This is a genomic window from Curtobacterium sp. NPDC086286 (assembly GCF_044746255.1).
Taxonomy (GTDB): domain Bacteria; phylum Actinomycetota; class Actinomycetes; order Actinomycetales; family Microbacteriaceae; genus Curtobacterium.
Window position 1 is genome coordinate 223,952 of record NZ_JBIVBW010000001.1, and the last position, 16,203, is coordinate 240,154.

The following is a 16,203-nucleotide window of genomic DNA, read 5'->3' on the forward strand; positions in this document are numbered from 1 at the left end:
GTACGGAGCCGGGTGCGGGACCGGATCAACCGAAAGTTCGATCGGGGGACCAGTCCGGTCGACGATGTCCGCTGGGACCGGCGCGGCGAGGCTGGAGGCGTGGTCGCGGAGGGTCCGTGACCGTCGTGGTCGCGGAGGGTCCGTGACCCGGGAAGGGACCATCGTGTTCGTCGCCTGGCGCGACCTCCGGTTCGCTCGCGGACGCTTCGTGCTCATCGGCTCCGTCGTCGCGCTCATCACCCTGCTCGTGGGGTTCCTCGCGGGCCTCACCGGCGGACTCGCCGCCCAGAACGTCTCGGCCGTGCTCGACCTGCCGGGTGACCGACTGGTCCTGCAGCAACCGTCCGACGGGCAGCCGTCCTTCGGCGAGTCGACCATCGGCCAGGAGGCGCGGGTCGGCTGGCAGACGGCGGCCGGCGTCGACGAGGTGGTCCCGGTCGGGATCGTCCAGGGGCGGGCGACCTCGGGTCACGACGACGGGTCGGCGGTCGGGGTCGCCCTGTTCGGGCTGGCCGCCGACCACGGCGGCTCGGCCGACGCGCGTGGCTCGGTCGCCTCGCTCGCGCCGACGCGGGACGACGAGGTCGGCCTTTCCGCCGGCGCGGCCGCCGACCTCGGGGTCGACGTCGGCGACCACGTGACGATCACGGGCACCACCTACCGGGTCGCCTCCGTCGGCGGCGACGCCTGGTACAGCCACACGCCGGTCCTCGCGATGACCCCGGACGCCTGGTCCGCGGCCGATCGGCGGCTCGGCGGCGACGGCGACCCCACCGTCCTCGCCGTGAGCGGGTCGCCCGACTGGGACGCCGTCGCCACCGCGACCCACACGTCGGCCTCGTCGCACCTCGGCTCGCTCACCGCCCTCGAGACGTTCCGGTCGGAGGTCGGTTCGCTCGCCCTGATGATCGCGATGCTGTTCGGCGTCTCCGCCCTCGTCGTCGGCGCCTTCTTCACGGTGTGGACCATGCAGCGCGCGGGCGACGTCGCCGTCCTGAAGGCACTCGGTGCGAGTACCCGGTCGCTCGTCCGGGACGCCCTCGGCCAGGCGCTCGTCGTGCTCGTCGTCGGCATCGGCGTCGGGACCGCCGCGGTCGTGGGTCTCGGGGCGCTCGCCGGCGGTGCGCTGCCGTTCCTGCTCAGCCCGCTCACCACGCTGGTCCCGGCGATCGCGATGGCGGCCCTCGGGCTCGCCGGAGCCGCGGTCGCCCTCCGCACCGTCACCGCCGCCGACCCCCTCACCGCACTCGGGAGCAACCGATGATCACCCTCGACGACGTCACCCTCACCTTCCCCGACGGCGACCGCCGCGTCACCGCGGTCGACCACGTCTCGCTGACGGCACGCACCGGCGAGGTCACCGGGATCACCGGCCCCTCCGGCTCCGGCAAGTCCTCGATCCTGGCCGTCGCGGCGACGCTCATCCGGCCGGACTCCGGCCGCGTCGTCATCACCGGTGCGCGGGGCGACGCGGTCGACGCCGCCACGCTGTCGCGGGACGAGGCCACCGCGCTCCGACGGGAACGCATCGGCATCGTGTTCCAGCAGTCGAACCTGTTGCCGTCGCTGACCGCCCGCGAGCAGCTCCTCGTCATGGCGCACCTCGGGGGCCCGCGGGCCGGGCGGCGGGGTGCGGCGGTCCGCGATCGGGCCGACGACCTGATCGACGCGGTCGGGCTGTCCGGGCACGCCGACAAGCGACCGGCCCAGCTGTCCGGTGGGCAACGGCAGCGGATCGCGATCGCCCGCGCACTCGTGCACGAGCCGGAGGTCCTGCTCGTCGACGAACCCACGAGCGCACTCGACCAGGAGCGCGGCGCGGCGATCATGTCGCTCATCGCGCAGCTGACCCACGAGCGCGGCACCGCGACGATGCTCGTGACGCACGACCTCGTGCACCGGGGCGCGCTCGACTCGCTCGTGACCGTCGTCGACGGACGGGTGGTGTCCGACGCGGCGACGGGCGACGGGCGCATCGCGGCCTAGGATCGGGCACATGGCGACCGTCCTCCTCGTCCGGCACGGACGCACCACCGCGAACGCGACCGGCGTCCTCGCCGGACGGACGGCAGGGGTGGCGCTCGACGCCGTCGGCCGCGAACAGGCCGCACGGACGGCCGGACGACTCGCCGCGGTCCCGCTCGCCGTGGTCGTGTCCAGCCCGCTCGAACGGTGTCGGCAGACCGCCCGCGCGCTGCTCGGACGCCAGCCCGGCGAGCCGGAGACCCGCATCGAGCGGGCGATCACGGAGTGCGACTACGGCGACTGGCAGGGCCGGAAGCTCGCGGACCTCGCGAAGGAGCCGCTCTGGCGGACGGTCCAGGCGAACCCGAGCGCCGTCGTGTTCCCCGGCGGGGAGTCCATGCAGGGGATGCAGTCGCGCGCCGTCGCCGCCGTCCGCCGGATCGACGCCGAGGTCGAGGCCGCCCACGGTCCGGGCGCCGTCTGGGTCGCGGTGAGCCACGGCGACGTGATCAAGTCCGTGCTCGCCGACGCCCTCGGCATGCACCTCGACCTGTTCCAGCGCATCGCGGTCGGACCGGCGTCGGTGTCCATCGTGCGCTACGGCGAGCACCGTCCCGAGGTCGTCGCCTCGAACACCGAGTCGGGTGACCTGACGTGGCTCGCGGCCGCACCGGCGCCGAGCGCGGACGCCGCGGTCGGGGGCGGCGCCGGCCACGACGACCCCGCCACCGGGCCGGCTCCTGCCGGAGCCTGAACGACTGTCGCCCGGCGCTCCTACAATGCGGGGTATGCCCACCATCGTGCACGGCTTCGACTGGCCGGACCGTCTCGTCGTCGGGACCGTCGGCCGTCCGGGCGAGCGGTCCTTCTACATCCAGGCGCGTGACGGCCGCCGTGTCACGAGCGTCGCGCTCGAGAAGGAGCAGTCGGCCGTCCTCGCGGACAAGATCGACGAGCTCCTGGACGAGGTCGCGACCGTCGAGGACAACCGGTTCAGCGTCCCGCCGTCCGCGCCCGCAGAACTCCGTGACGGTGAACCGCTCGACCAGCCGGTCGAGGCCGAGTTCCGTGCCGGCGCCCTGAGCCTCGGGTTCGACCCCGCCACCGCCCAGGTGGTGATCGAGGCGTACCCCATCGACGACGAGCTCGAGATCGTCGCCGAGACGACCGAGGACGGCGAGGAGATCGAGGCCGTGGTCGAGATCCCTGAGCCCGCCGAGCTGTTCCAGGTGAAGATCCCGGTCGGCACCGCTCGCGCGTTCGTCGAGCGCACGCGGGAGATCGTGGCCGCCGGCCGTCCGCCAGGGGCCGCATGAGCGACGGGTCGCTGTCCATCCGGGCACGCATCCGGGAAGCCTCGAACGCCACCTTCCTCGCCGACCTCGACGGCGAGGCGGTCGTCTACAAGCCGATCGAGGGGGAGCGACCGCTCTGGGACTTCCCGGACGGCACCCTCGCCGATCGAGAGGTCGCGGCGTACCTCGTGTCCGAGGCGTTCGGCTGGGACGTCGTCCCCCCGACGTGGATGGGCGAGGGGCCGTTCGGCCGCGGCATGGTCCAGCGGTGGCAGGACGTCGATCCCGAGCAGGACGCGGTCGACCTCGTCCCCACCGAGGACGCCGAGGCCGAGCTGTCCGGCGACGGCGCACCCCGCTGGCGGCCGGTGCTCGAGGCGATCGACGAAGCGGACCGTCCGGTGACCCTCGTGCACGAGGACACGACCGCACTGCGGCGGATGGCGGTGTTCGACGTCGTGGTGAACAACGCCGACCGCAAGGGCGGGCACGTCCTCGCGATGCCGGACGGTCACCGCTTCGGTGTCGACCACGGGCTGACCTTCCACGTCGAGCACAAGCTGCGCTCGGTGCTGTGGGGGTGGATCGGCGAACCGCTCGACGCGGACGAGCTCGAGGGCATCGACCGGGTGACCGACGCGCTGCACGGCGATCTCGGTGCCGCACTCGACGAGCACCTCACGGTGGCGGAGGTCGACACCCTGCGCGCCCGGTGCGCGGCGCTGCGGGCGGTCGGGCTGTTCCCGCCGCCACCGGGACACGGTCCCGCCGTGCCCTGGCCGCTCTTCTAGCGAAGCGCTCGGCCGCCGGCGCGGAGATCGGGTCGGCAGGTTCCGTCGGGTGCGGAACCCACCGACCCGTACCGCGTCCCGCCTGCCGGGGCGCGGTGACCCGTGGCGGTCGGACGGAGTGCGCCGTTGCCCTCCGGGACCCCACGGGGGTCGACCGGCCGAGGACGGATCAGGTGCCATCGGTCGGTCATCACCACCTCACCGACGCTGTCGGTGTCCCGACGTCGTCGGTTCACCGACGTGGTCGGTACACCGACGAGGTCGGTCAGGTGGAGCGGTGATCGCGGCCGGGGTCTGGGGCAGCTGTGGCGTCAGCATACGACCGAGATCGCCGGAGGAACAGACCCTGCCGTCAGATTGTCCAGTCGTCCCGGAAGAGCGCTCCACCGCGGCGCGATCCCAGGTACGACCCGACCACCGCGACGCCGAGGTCGTCGTTCTCGGGCGCGACGACCTTGCCGTCCACCCGCTTCGCCATCGCGTCGATGAAGCGCGCCAGCCCCGGGTCGTCGCCGAGCCGGAAGAAGGTCGTCTGCGCGCCGAGCCGTCCGGCGTTCTCGAGCTCCCGGACGGACAGCGCGATCGTGATCGGGTCCGGCGGGTACCCGAACCACACCTGGCCGTTCGGTTCGAGGTGGGAGGTGGGCTCGCCGTCGGTGACGATGAGCAGCACGGGCTGGGCGGTCGGGTGCTTCCGGAAGTGCCGGTTCGCGAGCAGCAGGGCGTGGTGGAGGTTGGTGCCCTTGTCCCACATCGCGTCGAGGCCGACGAGTTGCTCGATCTCCATCACCTCGGCTTCGCGGCCGAAGGCGATGAGCTGCAGGTCGTCGCCGCGGAACCGTGTGGACACGAGGGTGTGGAGTGCGAGCGCGGTGCGCTTCATCGGCACCCACCGGTCCTCCATCGCCATCGAGAACGACGTGTCGACGAGCAGGGCGACACAGGCCTGCGTCCGCGCCTCGGTCTCCTGCACCTCGACGTCGTCGATCTCCAGGCGGACGCCGGGGCCCATCCGTCCCGAGGCAGCGGTGCGGGTGAGCGCGTTCGTGATCGACCGGGTGACGTCCCACGGCTCGGTGTCGCCGTACTGCCACTGCCGGGTCGCACCGGACGGCTCGCCGGACGCACCGGAGCGGCGGAGGTCTCGGGCGCCCTGGCGGCCGGACATGCGCTCGGCGACGTCCCGGAGCAGGCTCTTCCCGAGCTGCCGCATCGCCTTCGGGGTGAGCCGGAGCTGCCCGTCGGCACCGCGGCGCATCGCACCGGAGTTGCGCAGGGCCTTCTCGAGCTGCTGCAGGGTCCTCGCGTCGACGACGGCGTCGTTCCCGAGCTGGCGGCCGAGGGCATCGAGGTCGAGGTCGTCGAGGTCGGAGCCCGGTCCGGCCTGCGCGATCTGGTCGGCGAGGGCGTCGAGGTCGGCGATGTCCTGGAACACCCCGGTCCCGTCGCCGAGGCCGAGGCCCTGCTCGCCCTCCATCCGCTCGGAGCCGCCCCAGTCCTCGCCCGGCCGGAGCGAGCGGAGGGTGTCGTCGAGCTGGGCGAGCTGTCCCATCAGGTCGGGGGAGCCGAACGCCTGCTGGGCGAGGGCGTCGAGCTCGTCGCGCTGCTCCTGGGTCATCGAGTTGCGCATGCGCTGCGCCGCGGCCGCCCGGGCAGCGAGGTCGTCGAGCAGTTCCTCGACGTTCTGCGGGTCCGACGGGAAGTACTGCCCGTGCTCGGCCATGAACGCGTCGAACTGCTCCTGCGTGTCCGTGCCCGCACGGTGGTCCTCGAGCAGGGTGTTGAGGTCGCGCATCATCGCGGCGACGTCCTCGCGGTCCTGGTCGGTGGCGCCCTCGAGCGCCTGCTTCATGCCCGCGAACCGCTGGTCGAGCACCTCGCGGCCGAGCAGGTCCTTGATCTCCTCGTACTTCTGGCGCGCGGACGGGCTCGTCCAGTCGTAGCCGCTCAGTTCCTGCACCGCGGTGGCGGGCGACGGCGACAGGCTGTCGAGCTGCATCTCGGCGAGTGCTCGGTCGCCGTCGTCGATCTCGGTGTCGCGGGCGAGTTGTCCGCGTTCCGCGAGCACGGCCTCGTCGAGCAGCTGCTTGACCTGCTGCAGGGTGCCGTCGAGGTTGTTCTTCGCCGTCAGCTCGCGCCGTCGCTCGGCCACGCGGCGGGCCAGGTCGTCGAGGCCGCGCTGGTCCTGACCGCCGCGGCGCAGGTACTCCCGGATGGCACGCTCGGGCGAGGTGCCGCCCATGACGTCCTCGCCGATGGCGTCGAGCGCCTCGGCCAGGTCGACCGGGGGAGCGAGCGGGTCCGGGCCGTCCTCGTACTTCCCGTAGCGCGCGTCCCGCGCCAGGCGTCGGTTCGCCCTAGCCATAGACGGCTTCGCCCCCGCCGGACTCCTTGCTGATCCGCCGGGCGAGGAAGAGCCCCTCGAGCGCGAGTTCGATGGCGCCGGCACGCTCGCCGTCGTCGGTCGCTCCGAGCCGTTCGCAGATCTGGTCGTACAGGTCGGACTCGCCGATCGACGGCAGGCCCTCGAGGAAGGCGCGGGCGCTGACCTGCTCACCCGTGGTCACCATCGTGCCCCCGTCGAGCGCCTCGACGAGGACCGCGAAGTCGAGCCCGCGGAAGCGCGCCCGGACGGTCTCGGCGGTCGCGGTCCGGAGCAGGTGCTCCAGCACCTCGTCGGCGCGGTCCTCCTCGCCGTTCTCGAACTCGATCTTCCCGCCGAGGACGTCGATCGCGGTCTCCAGGTCGATCGGCCGCGCGACCGCGTGCTCCTCGCCCTGCCGCGCAGCGCGGTGCACCGCGGCGGCGGAGATCGTCTCCGCGCCGGCGATCGCGAAGCGGGCGCTGACGCCGCTGCGCTGGTCGACCGCACTCGATCCGCGCAGGGCACGCGTGAACCGGGCGAGGATCTCGACCAGCGCGTCCGGCACGTCGGCGGTGAGCCGCGCCTCCTGGCGGATCACGGCGATCTCGTCCTCGAGCTCGATCGGGTAGTGGGTGCGGATCTCGGCGCCGAAGCGGTCCTTCAACGGGGTGATGATCCGACCGCGGTTCGTGTAGTCCTCGGGGTTCGCGCTGGCGACCACGAGCACGTCGAGCGGCAGCCGCAGGACGTAGCCGCGGATCTGGACGTCGCGCTCCTCCATCACGTTGAGCATCGCGACCTGGATGCGCTCGGCGAGGTCGGGGAGCTCGTTGATGGCGACGATGCCGCGGTGGCCCCGGGGGACGAGGCCGAAGTGGATCGTCTCGGGGTCGCCCAGGCTGCGGCCCTCGGCGACCTTCATCGGGTCGACGTCGCCGATGAGGTCCGCGACGCTCGTGTCCGGCGTCGCGAGCTTCTCGACGTAGCGGTCGTCGCGGTGCCGCCAGCTGATCGGCAGAGCGTCGCCGAGGTCCGCGGCCCGGCGGATGCTCGCCGTCGTGATCGGTTCGTACGGGTGCTCGCCGAGTTCGGAGCCGGTGATGACCGGCGTCCACTCGTCGAGCAGGCCCTGCAGGGTGCGGAGGAGTCGGGTCTTGCCCTGTCCGCGTTCGCCGAGCAGGACGACGTCGTGCCCGGCGATCAGGGCGCGTTCGAGCTGCGGGACGACGGTGGTGGCGAAGCCGTGGAGGCCGGGCCAGGGGTCCCGGCCCTCGCGGAGGGCGCTGAGCAGGTTGTCGCGGATCTCGGCGCGGACCGTCTTCTGGAGGTGGCCAGAGGTGCGGAGCTCGCCGACCGTTCGGATGTCGGGTCGGGTCACCTCTTCGACGTTACGCCGTTCGGGCCTGGAGGCGCGGTGCGGGCTGGCACCGCGCCTCCAGGCCACCTGCTTGTGAGTTTTCATAGCAATTGCAATGATTGGTGTTCCGGCATCGGAGCCGGATTCGATTAGGGGGATCCGGCTCCGAGCCCGGAACCCGTTCGTTTCCGGATCTGAACCATCTCGTCGATCTGGGCGTACGTTCCCCTCTCGTGAGCAGCACGACGAACGGGGCGATCAAGAGCCTGGTCCCCGCCAGGATGGACAGACTGCCGTGGACACGGTTCCACTGGAGTGTCGTGGTGGGACTCGGCGTCTCGTGGGTCCTCGACGGCCTCGAGATCCAGATCGTGTCGAACGCCGGGTTCCAGGCCGACCTGGACCTGTCGACGCAGCAGGTGACCTCGCTCGGCACCATCTACCTCGTCGGGCAGGTCGTCGGCGCGATCGTCTTCGGTCGGATGTCCGACCGGCTGGGTCGTCGGAAGCTCTTCATCCTCACGCTGGCCATCTACCTGATCGGCTCCGGCATCGCGGGGCTCGCGCAGGACTTCTGGTTCCTCGCGGCCTTCCGGTTCGTCGCCGGGCTCGGCATCGGCGGTGAGTACGCCGCGATCAACTCGGCGATCGACGAGCTCATCCCCGCGAAGTACCGCGGGCACGTCGACATCGCGATCAACGGCACGTACTGGGGCGGCGCGGCACTCGGCGCGTTCGCGAACATCTACCTGCTCGACACGGCCAACTTCGCCGAGAACATCGGCTGGCGCATCGGCTTCTTCCTCGGCCCGGTGCTCGGCATCGCGATCATCTTCCTGCGGCGGCACATCCCGGAGAGTCCGCGGTGGCTCATGACGCACGGACGCGAGGAGGAAGCCGAGGCGACGGTCACGCAGATCGAGGAGTCGGTCGAGAAGTCCACCGGGCACCGGCTGCCGGAGGTCGACGAGTCCAAGGCGATGACCGTCACGCCGACGGAGAACGTGAAGTTCCGGACGATCGTGAAGGTGCTGTTCCGGCAGTACCCGACCCGGACCCTGGTCGGCGCGACCATGATGATCACGCAGGCGTTCCTCTACAATGCGATCTTCTTCACCTACGCCCTGGTGCTCACGAACTTCTTCGGCCTGAAGACCGCCGAGACGAGCGTGTACTTCTTCCCGTTCGCGATCGGCAACCTGCTCGGACCGATCATCCTCGGTCGGTTCTTCGACACCTGGGGTCGTCGGCAGATGATCTTCTCGACGTACCTGGTGTCCGGGCTCGTGCTCGCCACCTCGGCGTTCCTGTTCCAGGCGGACGCGATCAGCGCGGGCGTGCAGGTCGTCTTCTGGTGCATCTCGTTCTTCTTCGCCTCGGCGGGTGCGTCCAGCGCCTACCTGACCGTGAGCGAGATCTTCCCGCTGGAGCTCCGGTCGCAGGCGATCTCGTACTTCTTCGCGCTGGCGCAGATCTTCGGTGCCGTCGCTCCGCTCATCTACGGCGCGCTCATCGGCGACGGGTCGTCCCGCGAGCCGCTGTTCTGGGGGTACCTGCTCGGGTCCGCGGTGATGATCGCGGGCGGTGTCGTGGCGCTGATCTTCGGCGTCGACGCGGCCCGGAAGGGGCTCGAGGACGTCACGCAACCCCTGTCCGTCCTGACCAAGGAGGCGGACGCGGCGCGGAAGTAGTATTCCGTATGCGGAGTGTTTAGCGCCGCGCTCCGGGGTCTGTCATCGTCCTCGCATGGCAGTCCTCCACAGCACGACAGTGTCCTGCACGGTCCACGGGCCGACCACTCGCGAAGCCGGCGGCGTGGGCCGTGCGTGATCCTGGCGGCATGGAGCGAGCACAGCACCGACCGGGTCGCGACGACGACGACCCAAACGGCATCCGACGCAGTCTGCTGCGGGACGCGGTCTTCGCGCGGCTGCTCGACAACGTGCTGCGCGGGGTCTACCGCCGTGGCCAGCGGATCCGGCTCGACACGATCGCGGCGGACATGCGGGTGTCCCGGACGCCGGTGCGCGAAGCGCTCGTGCCGCTCGAGAACCTGCGGCTCGTCTCGGTGCAGCGGTACGTCGGGGTGGTCGTCGCGCACTGGACCGTCGACCACATGATCGAGCGGATCCGGATCGCGCGGACGATGATCACCGAGCCCTCGGCGGGCGCGGTGCGGTGTGCGGATCGCTTCGACGTCGCCTGGCTCCGCGAGTGCGTGACCGAAGGCGGGGTCTTCGTCGAGCTCGGTTCGTGGTGGCTCCGCCGGAGCGGTGCGGCCGTCAGTGCCGACTGGCTCCTGTCACAGCGCGCCGTGCTCGACGCGTTCTTCACGGACGACGTGGCGCTGGCGAACGGGATCGACGCCGTGGTCGCTCGTCGGGAACGCCGGAAGATCGCCGAACGCGCGACCACCGCGGCCGAGCGGGACGCGCTCGACGAGTGCGCGGTGGCTCTGGTCGAGCTCGCCGATGCCCTGATCGGCCTGCCGGAACGGTTCCGGGCGGCCGCCTGAGCACTCACCGCGGATTCCGGGGCTGCTCGCACTGAATCGACAGGCGGGCGCATGGCAGGGTGGTCCGGTTGCCGTCCCCGCGGCACCGGGACCGACCGGGCCAGCGCGGGACCCCACGGTGCCCGACAGGGAGGGCACTGCCCGCGTGCTCGTCCGCTCGAGCACGCACCGTGTCCGCACACGACAGGAGTGCCCGTGAACGACGTCCGCGACCGATCCCACCGGCTGAACCGAGCGACCGGGATCGCACGGCACGGACGTCTCCGACACCGCAACCCCGTCGGCACCGCGATGAAGGTACTTTCCGGCGTGGCCGCGGTCGCCCTCGTGAGCACGGCGTCGGTCGCCGCGATCGCCGCCAAGCAGGTCACCGACGACTTCGGCGACGGCGTCGCGATCCAGGGGCAGCCAGCGCAGCCGGCGAAGGGACCGGCAGCGCTGAGTTCGTACCAGGGCGGTTTCAACATGCTCGTCGTCGGCACGGACAACGACCCCGAGCAGGGCACGGCGTACGGCGAACGCGACGCCACGTTGAACGACGTCAACATCCTGCTGCACGTCTCGGCCGACCACACCAACGCCACCGCGGTGAGCATCCCGCGCGACCTCGTCACGCCGATCCCCGCGTGCCGCAAGCAGGACGGCTCCGGGACGACACCCGCCATGGCAGCGCAGCCGATCAACAGTGCGTGGGGCGAGGGCGGGCTGAACTGCGTCGTGCAGACCGTGCAGGGGCTGACCGGCCTCGACGTGCAGTACTCGGCGGCGGTGTCGTTCCAGGGCGTCATCGAGATGTCGAACGCGATCGGCGGTGTGCCGGTGTGCGTCGCGCAGCCGATCCACGACCGCTACACGGGGCTCGACCTGCCGCAGGGCACCTCGACGCTGCAGGGTGACCAGGCGCTGGCGTTCCTCCGCTCCCGGCACGGTGTGGGAGACGGCTCGGACCTCGGGCGGATCTCCAGCCAGCAGGCCTTCCTGTCCTCGCTGCTGCGCACGGTGAAGTCGAACGACACCCTCACCTCGCCGCCCACCCTGTACAAGCTGGCCCGGGCAGCGGCCTCGAACATGCAGCTGTCGCAGAGCCTGAACGACGCCGGCACGATGGTGGAGATGGGGCGGGCGCTCCAGGACCTCCCGCTCGCGCAGGTCAACTTCGTGCAGTACCCGGGGACGACCGGTGGCACGGGGGTGTACTCGGGGAAGGTGCAGCCGTCGGCAGAGCTCGCGGCGCAGTTGTTCGCGAAGATCCGGGCGGACCAGTCGTTCTCGCTCGGCGCGGACAGCACCGGGATCGGGGCGGAGCGCGCGGCGGGCGCGGAGTCCGCCGCCGGGACGTCGGCCGCGGGATCCGCTGCGGGGTCCGCTGCGGGAGCCTCTGCGGGCACGGCCGCGGGCGCGGGGTCGGCTTCGGGTGCCGGTGGCTCGGCTGTCGGCGCGGGATCGGGCACGGGTGCGAGCGGCGCGGGCGCGGCTGCCGGTTCGGGTGCGGACCTCGGTACGGATGGTGCGAGCGCAGGTGCAGCCGGTGCCGCTGCCGGCGGAGCCACCGCGCCCGCGAGCAGCCCCGCGGCGACGGCTCCGGCCGAGACCCTCGACGGCTTGCAGGGGCAGTCCGCCGACGAGCAGACCTGCTCGAAGGCGTTCGGCTCCTGACCCCCGTCCCCGAGGTTTCGCGCTCACCGACACTCCACGCGCTCCCCGGCCCGTGAGATGTCGCCCAGCGCGAAGAACCGCCCGCTCACTCGAACCACCGAGAGCGGGGGCGCGGTGGTGGGCCGCGCCCCCTGGTCACTCCTCGGTCTGAGCCTCGCGCGATCGGGCGCGCGTCGGGCTCGCCGCCCAGGAGCGACATCGGTGCTGTGTCGCGGCGACGGGGTGAGACCCCGGAATGTGATGGCCGCGCCTCGACGATGCTATTGACCGGGGTACGGGTGGACAACCCCCGACTGTCCCCACTTCGGGGGACCCTTCCGTGCGCCCGACGCAGGGTCGGTGTCGAGACAGTGCTCGACCTCCTGTATGGTGGTGGGAGCGCTCGCGAGAGTGCTTGGAGACGTCGCATAGTCCGGCCGAGTGCACCACCCTGCTAAGGTGGAGTCCCCTTTGAGGGGACCGAGGGTTCAAATCCCTCCGTCTCCGCGGCACACGAAACCCCGGTCCTCCAGGACCGGGGTTTCGTCGTTCCCGTGGAACACCGAGGCCGGGCGCATCGCGACCGCCGCCGGACGGGAGGCGCGGTGCCAGCCCGCACCGCACCTCCCGTCCGTGCGTGCGCGCCGTGACGTCCACGCACCTCGTGAGCAGAAATGGTCGGGTGCGCGCACATGACCCGACCATTTCTGCTCACGAAACCTCGCGGAGCGCCCCGCGCGCCCCGCGCCCCGCGCCCCCGCCCCGCGCGTCAGACCGTCGCGACGCTGCCCGTCGGCACCGCGCCGCGCGAGCGCGCGCGCCGCGCCGCGCCCGCTGCGACGGACGTCAGCACCACGGCCGCCGCCGTGATCCCGGCCCCCGCCCAGATCGGCGACGTGTACCCGAGCCCCGCCGCGATCGTGAGCCCACCGATCCAGGCGCCGAGCGCGTTCCCGAGGTTGAACGCCGCGATGTTCGCCCCGCTCGCCAGGGTCGGCGCGTGGTCCGCGTACTGCATCACCCGCGTCTGCAGCGCCGGCACGGTGGCGAACCCGAACGCCCCCATGAGCACGAGCGCGATCACGGTGAGCACGGGCGAGGCCGCCACTGCCGCGAACACGGCGAGCACCACCGTGAGGACGACGAGCACCACGAGCAGCGTGCCGTCGATCGACCGGGACGCGAGCTTGCCGCCCGCGAAGTTGCCGACGAACAGCCCGATGCCGAACACGATGAGCAGCCACGGCACGGCGCCCGACGAGAACCCGGACACCGAGGTCAGCGTGTACGCGATGTAGGTGAAGGCGCCGAACATCCCGCCGTAGCCGAGCACGGTGATGCCGAGCGAGAGCCACACCTGGCCGGAGCGGAAGGCGCCGAGCTCCCGGCGGAGGGAGGGGACCGTGGCGTCGGCCGAGCGGACGGTGGGGACGAGCAGGGCGACCCCGACGAGGGCGACGACACCGATCGCCGCGATGGTCCAGAACGTGGCGCGCCAGCCGAGAGCCTGACCGAGGAAGGTGCCGAACGGGACGCCGAGCACGTTCGAGGCGGTGAGCCCGGTGAACATCAGGGCGACCGCGGACGCCCGCTTCTCCTTCGCGACCATGTTCGACGCGACCACCGAGCCGATGCCGAAGAACGCCCCGTGGCAGAGGGCCGCGATGACCCGGCCGAGCATCATCACGCCGTACACCGGCGCGAGGGCGGACAGGGTGTTGCCGATCACGAACAGCACGAGCAACCCGATGAGCACCGGCTTGCGGGGGAGCCGGGTGGTCGCGGCGGTGAGTCCGAGCGCGCCGACGATGACCGCGAGGGCGTACCCGGTGACGAGCCACCCGGCGGTGGTCTCGGTCACGCCGTAGTCGGCGGCGACCTCGGGCAGGAGCCCGGTGATGACGAACTCGGTCAGGCCGATGCCGAATCCGCCGAGTGCGAGGGCGATGAGTCCCGCGGGCATGGATGTCCTTCCGTTGTGCGGTGCAGCTGGGCCGCGTACGCTGGTTGTTGCAGACGCGGGATATCGATAGTTGCACACGCGGGGTATCCGCGCAAGCAACCAATCCTGCCCGGAAGCACACCAGGAGGCCCCTCATGTCCGTCGACGACTCCTCCGTCGCCGTCCGCGCCCACGGCTGGCGCACGCTCGCGGCCCTGCACGGCCTCATCGAGACGCGGCTCGAGCGGGCGCTGCGCGCGGTCGACCTGTCGGTCGTCGAGTTCACGGTGCTCGACGCCCTCCGCCGCCAGGACGGCTTCCACATGCGCATGCAGCAGCTCGCTCGGGCGGCAGCGCTCAGCCCGAGTGCGACGACCCGGCTCGTGAACCGCCTGGAGGAGCGCGCCCTCCTCACCCGCGTGCTCTGCGCCGACGACCGCCGCGGGCTCTACACGGAGCTCACGCACGCGGGCCAACGGCTCCTCGACGAGGCCACGCCCGTGCACGCAGCCGCGCTCGAGGAAGCGCTCGCCGAGGCGCGCGAGGTCCCCGAGCTCGAGGAGCTCGCCGTCGCGGTCGACCGGCTCGAGGGTGCCACCGTCTGAGGTCCAGGAGGCGCGGCTCGGTCCCGCCCCGCACGCTACGGTGAGCGGGTGGTGCGGCGGACAGGACTCGTGGTCGGCGGCGCGGTCGTGGTCGCGCTGGCCCTCGGTGGCTGCGTCGGCACGCAGGGTCCCGACGCCGACCTCGCTGTCGAGGCGTACGTCGAACCAGGTGACGGATCGGCGGTGACGGTCTCGGACGCGTCCCGTCGTGCGACGACGATCGGGATCGACGGCGTCACGGTGGCGGACGACGGTGCCGGGCTGAACGACCTGCCGGCTGGCGTCGGTGCACTCGCCCGTACGGCAAATGACGGTGGAGCCGCACCCGAACTGCTCGTCAGCAACTTCTCCGAGTCGATCGGGGACTTCTCACCCGAGGTCGGCACCGCGCTGCTGTCGGACGCCGGGAACCGCTCGCGGGTCGCCGAGCGCCTGGCGGAACTCGCGTCCGATGCGCACATGCGCGGCGTGCAGATCGACCTCGAGTCGCTCCGGAGTCGCGACCGTGCCGGGCTCGTGGCGTTCGCCGCGACGCTCGAGGACGCCGTGCACGAGCGGCTCGGGTCGGACGCCGAGGTGTCGATCGCGGTCATGGCCTCGACGGACGAGCGGGGCTACCGCGACACCGGGTACGACCTCGGTGCGCTCGCGGACCACGTCGACCGGTTCGTCCTGATGACGTACGACCAGCACGGGCCCTGGAGCGGTGCCGGCACCATCGGGTCCCTGCCGTGGGCGGAGCGGGTGGTCGATGCGGCCGAACGCTCGGGCGTCCCGGCCGACCGGATCGACCTCGGCATCGCGGGGTACGGGTACGTGTGGAGTGGCTCGGGTGACGCGCAGGTGAGCCCGGCGCGGGCGCGGGAGCTCGCGGGCGACGATGCCCGGTGGTCGGCCCGGACCGGCGAGTGGTCGGCGACGCTGGACGACGGCCGCGAGCTGCACTGGTCCGACGCACGTTCCTACCGGGCGCGGGTCGCGCTCGCCGAGGACCTCGGGCTGCACGGCGTGGCACTGTGGTCCCTGAACACGCTGGAACTGCCTGGATCGGAGGCGACGTGAAGCTCTTGCTGACCTCGGGAGGCGTCACCAACCCGACGATCCACGCCGCGCTCGTGTCGATGCTCGGCAAACCGGTCGAGGAGGCCAACGCCCTCGTCGTCCCCACGGCGCAGTGGGGGCATCCGATGTGTGGACCGGCCTCGGTCCGGGACCTGGTGGCCGGCGGTCCCGACTCCCGCGCCTTCACCGGCCTCGGCTGGGCGTCGATCGGCGTGCTGGAGCTCACGGCGCTGCCGACGATCGACCCCGAGCGGTGGCGGCGGTGGGTCACGGGAGCCGACGTCCTGCTGGTCGACGGCGGGGACGCCACCTACCTCGCCCACTGGATGCGGACATCCGGGCTCGCGGACCTGCTGCCCTCGTTGCCCGACACGGTGTGGGTGGGCGTGAGCGCCGGCAGCATGGTCATGACGCCGCGCATCGGCGCGTCCTTCGTCGCGTGGCCGTCAGCGGTCGACGACGTGACGTTGGGAGTCGTCGACTTCTCGATCTTCCCGCACCTCGACGCGTTCCCGGAGAACACCCTCGAGAACGCCGAGCGGTGGGCGGCCGAGATCGGCGTTCCGACCGCCTACGCCATCGACGAGCAGACCGCCGTGGCGGTCGACGGTGGCTCGGTCCGGGTCGTCTCCGAGGGGCGCTGGGTGCAGCTCGCGCCGTGACGGGATCGG

General features: G+C 71.9%; 14 protein-coding genes and 1 tRNA gene. 12 read left to right on the forward strand and 3 right to left on the reverse strand.

The window, feature by feature from the left end; translation table 11 throughout:
• Window positions 1-163 precede the first annotated feature (163 nt).
• Genes ACIPKM_RS01145 through ACIPKM_RS01165 form a run of 5 tightly spaced genes read left to right on the forward strand, consistent with a single transcriptional unit; the run spans window position 164 to window position 4,051 of the window.
• On the forward strand, window positions 164-1,264 hold the full coding sequence (locus tag ACIPKM_RS01145) for an FtsX-like permease family protein (RefSeq protein WP_229086093.1): 1,101 nt from the start codon (window positions 164-166) through the stop codon (window positions 1,262-1,264).
• Window positions 1,261-1,986, forward strand: a complete 726-nt coding sequence (locus ACIPKM_RS01150) for an ABC transporter ATP-binding protein (RefSeq protein WP_402735973.1) — start codon at window positions 1,261-1,263, stop codon at window positions 1,984-1,986. Before ACIPKM_RS01145 ends, ACIPKM_RS01150 begins: the two co-directional genes overlap by 4 nt.
• A gap of 10 nt (window positions 1,987-1,996) precedes the next feature.
• Window positions 1,997-2,719 (forward strand): histidine phosphatase family protein, encoded by a 723-nt coding sequence (locus ACIPKM_RS01155; RefSeq protein ID WP_402735974.1) that lies wholly within the window; start codon window positions 1,997-1,999, stop codon window positions 2,717-2,719.
• 34 nt (window positions 2,720-2,753) lie between these two features.
• Window positions 2,754-3,281 carry a DUF3090 domain-containing protein gene (locus ACIPKM_RS01160; RefSeq protein WP_070418140.1) on the forward strand — a complete coding sequence of 176 codons (528 nt, stop codon included), beginning with the start codon at window positions 2,754-2,756 and terminating at the stop codon, window positions 3,279-3,281.
• Window positions 3,278-4,051, forward strand: coding sequence for an SCO1664 family protein (locus tag ACIPKM_RS01165; RefSeq protein ID WP_070418141.1), 774 nt, complete (start codon window positions 3,278-3,280; stop codon window positions 4,049-4,051). The genes ACIPKM_RS01160 and ACIPKM_RS01165 overlap by 4 nt, the downstream gene beginning before the upstream one ends.
• Before the next feature lie 352 nt (window positions 4,052-4,403).
• Here ACIPKM_RS01165 and ACIPKM_RS01170 read toward each other — a convergent pair whose 3' ends face one another.
• Window positions 4,404-6,416 carry a VWA domain-containing protein gene (locus ACIPKM_RS01170; protein WP_092386028.1) on the reverse strand — a complete coding sequence of 671 codons (2,013 nt, stop codon included), beginning with the start codon at window positions 6,414-6,416 and terminating at the stop codon, window positions 4,404-4,406.
• Complete coding sequence (locus tag ACIPKM_RS01175) at window positions 6,409-7,794, reverse strand: AAA family ATPase (RefSeq protein WP_070418142.1); 1,386 nt, start codon at window positions 7,792-7,794, stop codon at window positions 6,409-6,411. The genes ACIPKM_RS01170 and ACIPKM_RS01175 overlap by 8 nt, the downstream gene beginning before the upstream one ends.
• Before the next feature lie 212 nt (window positions 7,795-8,006).
• Between ACIPKM_RS01175 and ACIPKM_RS01180 the strand changes: the two genes are divergently transcribed.
• The 4 genes from ACIPKM_RS01180 to ACIPKM_RS01195 all read left to right on the forward strand — a co-directional run bounded on the left by ACIPKM_RS01180 (window position 8,007) and on the right by ACIPKM_RS01195 (window position 12,430).
• A complete protein-coding gene (locus ACIPKM_RS01180) occupies window positions 8,007-9,464 on the forward strand; it encodes an MFS transporter (RefSeq protein ID WP_368073351.1) in 1,458 nt (485 codons plus the stop codon).
• Window positions 9,465-9,613: 149 nt separating this feature from the next.
• On the forward strand, window positions 9,614-10,288 hold the full coding sequence (locus ACIPKM_RS01185; RefSeq protein ID WP_402735975.1) for a GntR family transcriptional regulator: 675 nt from the start codon (window positions 9,614-9,616) through the stop codon (window positions 10,286-10,288).
• A 195-nt stretch (window positions 10,289-10,483) separates the two neighbouring features.
• On the forward strand, window positions 10,484-11,944 hold the full coding sequence (locus tag ACIPKM_RS01190; RefSeq protein WP_254790891.1) for an LCP family protein: 1,461 nt from the start codon (window positions 10,484-10,486) through the stop codon (window positions 11,942-11,944).
• Window positions 11,945-12,340: 396 nt separating this feature from the next.
• Window positions 12,341-12,430 (forward strand) — tRNA-Ser (locus ACIPKM_RS01195).
• 262 nt (window positions 12,431-12,692) lie between these two features.
• On the opposite strand, the gene ACIPKM_RS01200 is transcribed toward ACIPKM_RS01195, so the two are convergent.
• Window positions 12,693-13,886 carry an MFS transporter gene (locus ACIPKM_RS01200; protein ID WP_071296031.1) on the reverse strand — a complete coding sequence of 398 codons (1,194 nt, stop codon included), beginning with the start codon at window positions 13,884-13,886 and terminating at the stop codon, window positions 12,693-12,695.
• A 134-nt stretch (window positions 13,887-14,020) separates the two neighbouring features.
• Between ACIPKM_RS01200 and ACIPKM_RS01205 the strand changes: the two genes are divergently transcribed.
• Genes ACIPKM_RS01205 through ACIPKM_RS01215 form a run of 3 tightly spaced genes read left to right on the forward strand, consistent with a single transcriptional unit; the run spans window position 14,021 to window position 16,194 of the window.
• A complete protein-coding gene (locus tag ACIPKM_RS01205) occupies window positions 14,021-14,470 on the forward strand; it encodes a MarR family winged helix-turn-helix transcriptional regulator (RefSeq protein ID WP_070418145.1) in 450 nt (149 codons plus the stop codon).
• Between the two features lie 48 nt (window positions 14,471-14,518).
• Window positions 14,519-15,532 (forward strand): glycosyl hydrolase family 18 protein, encoded by a 1,014-nt coding sequence (locus ACIPKM_RS01210; RefSeq protein ID WP_083403426.1) that lies wholly within the window; start codon window positions 14,519-14,521, stop codon window positions 15,530-15,532.
• On the forward strand, window positions 15,529-16,194 hold the full coding sequence (locus tag ACIPKM_RS01215; RefSeq protein ID WP_071296030.1) for a Type 1 glutamine amidotransferase-like domain-containing protein: 666 nt from the start codon (window positions 15,529-15,531) through the stop codon (window positions 16,192-16,194). Before ACIPKM_RS01210 ends, ACIPKM_RS01215 begins: the two co-directional genes overlap by 4 nt.
• Window positions 16,195-16,203: the final 9 nt, after the last annotated feature.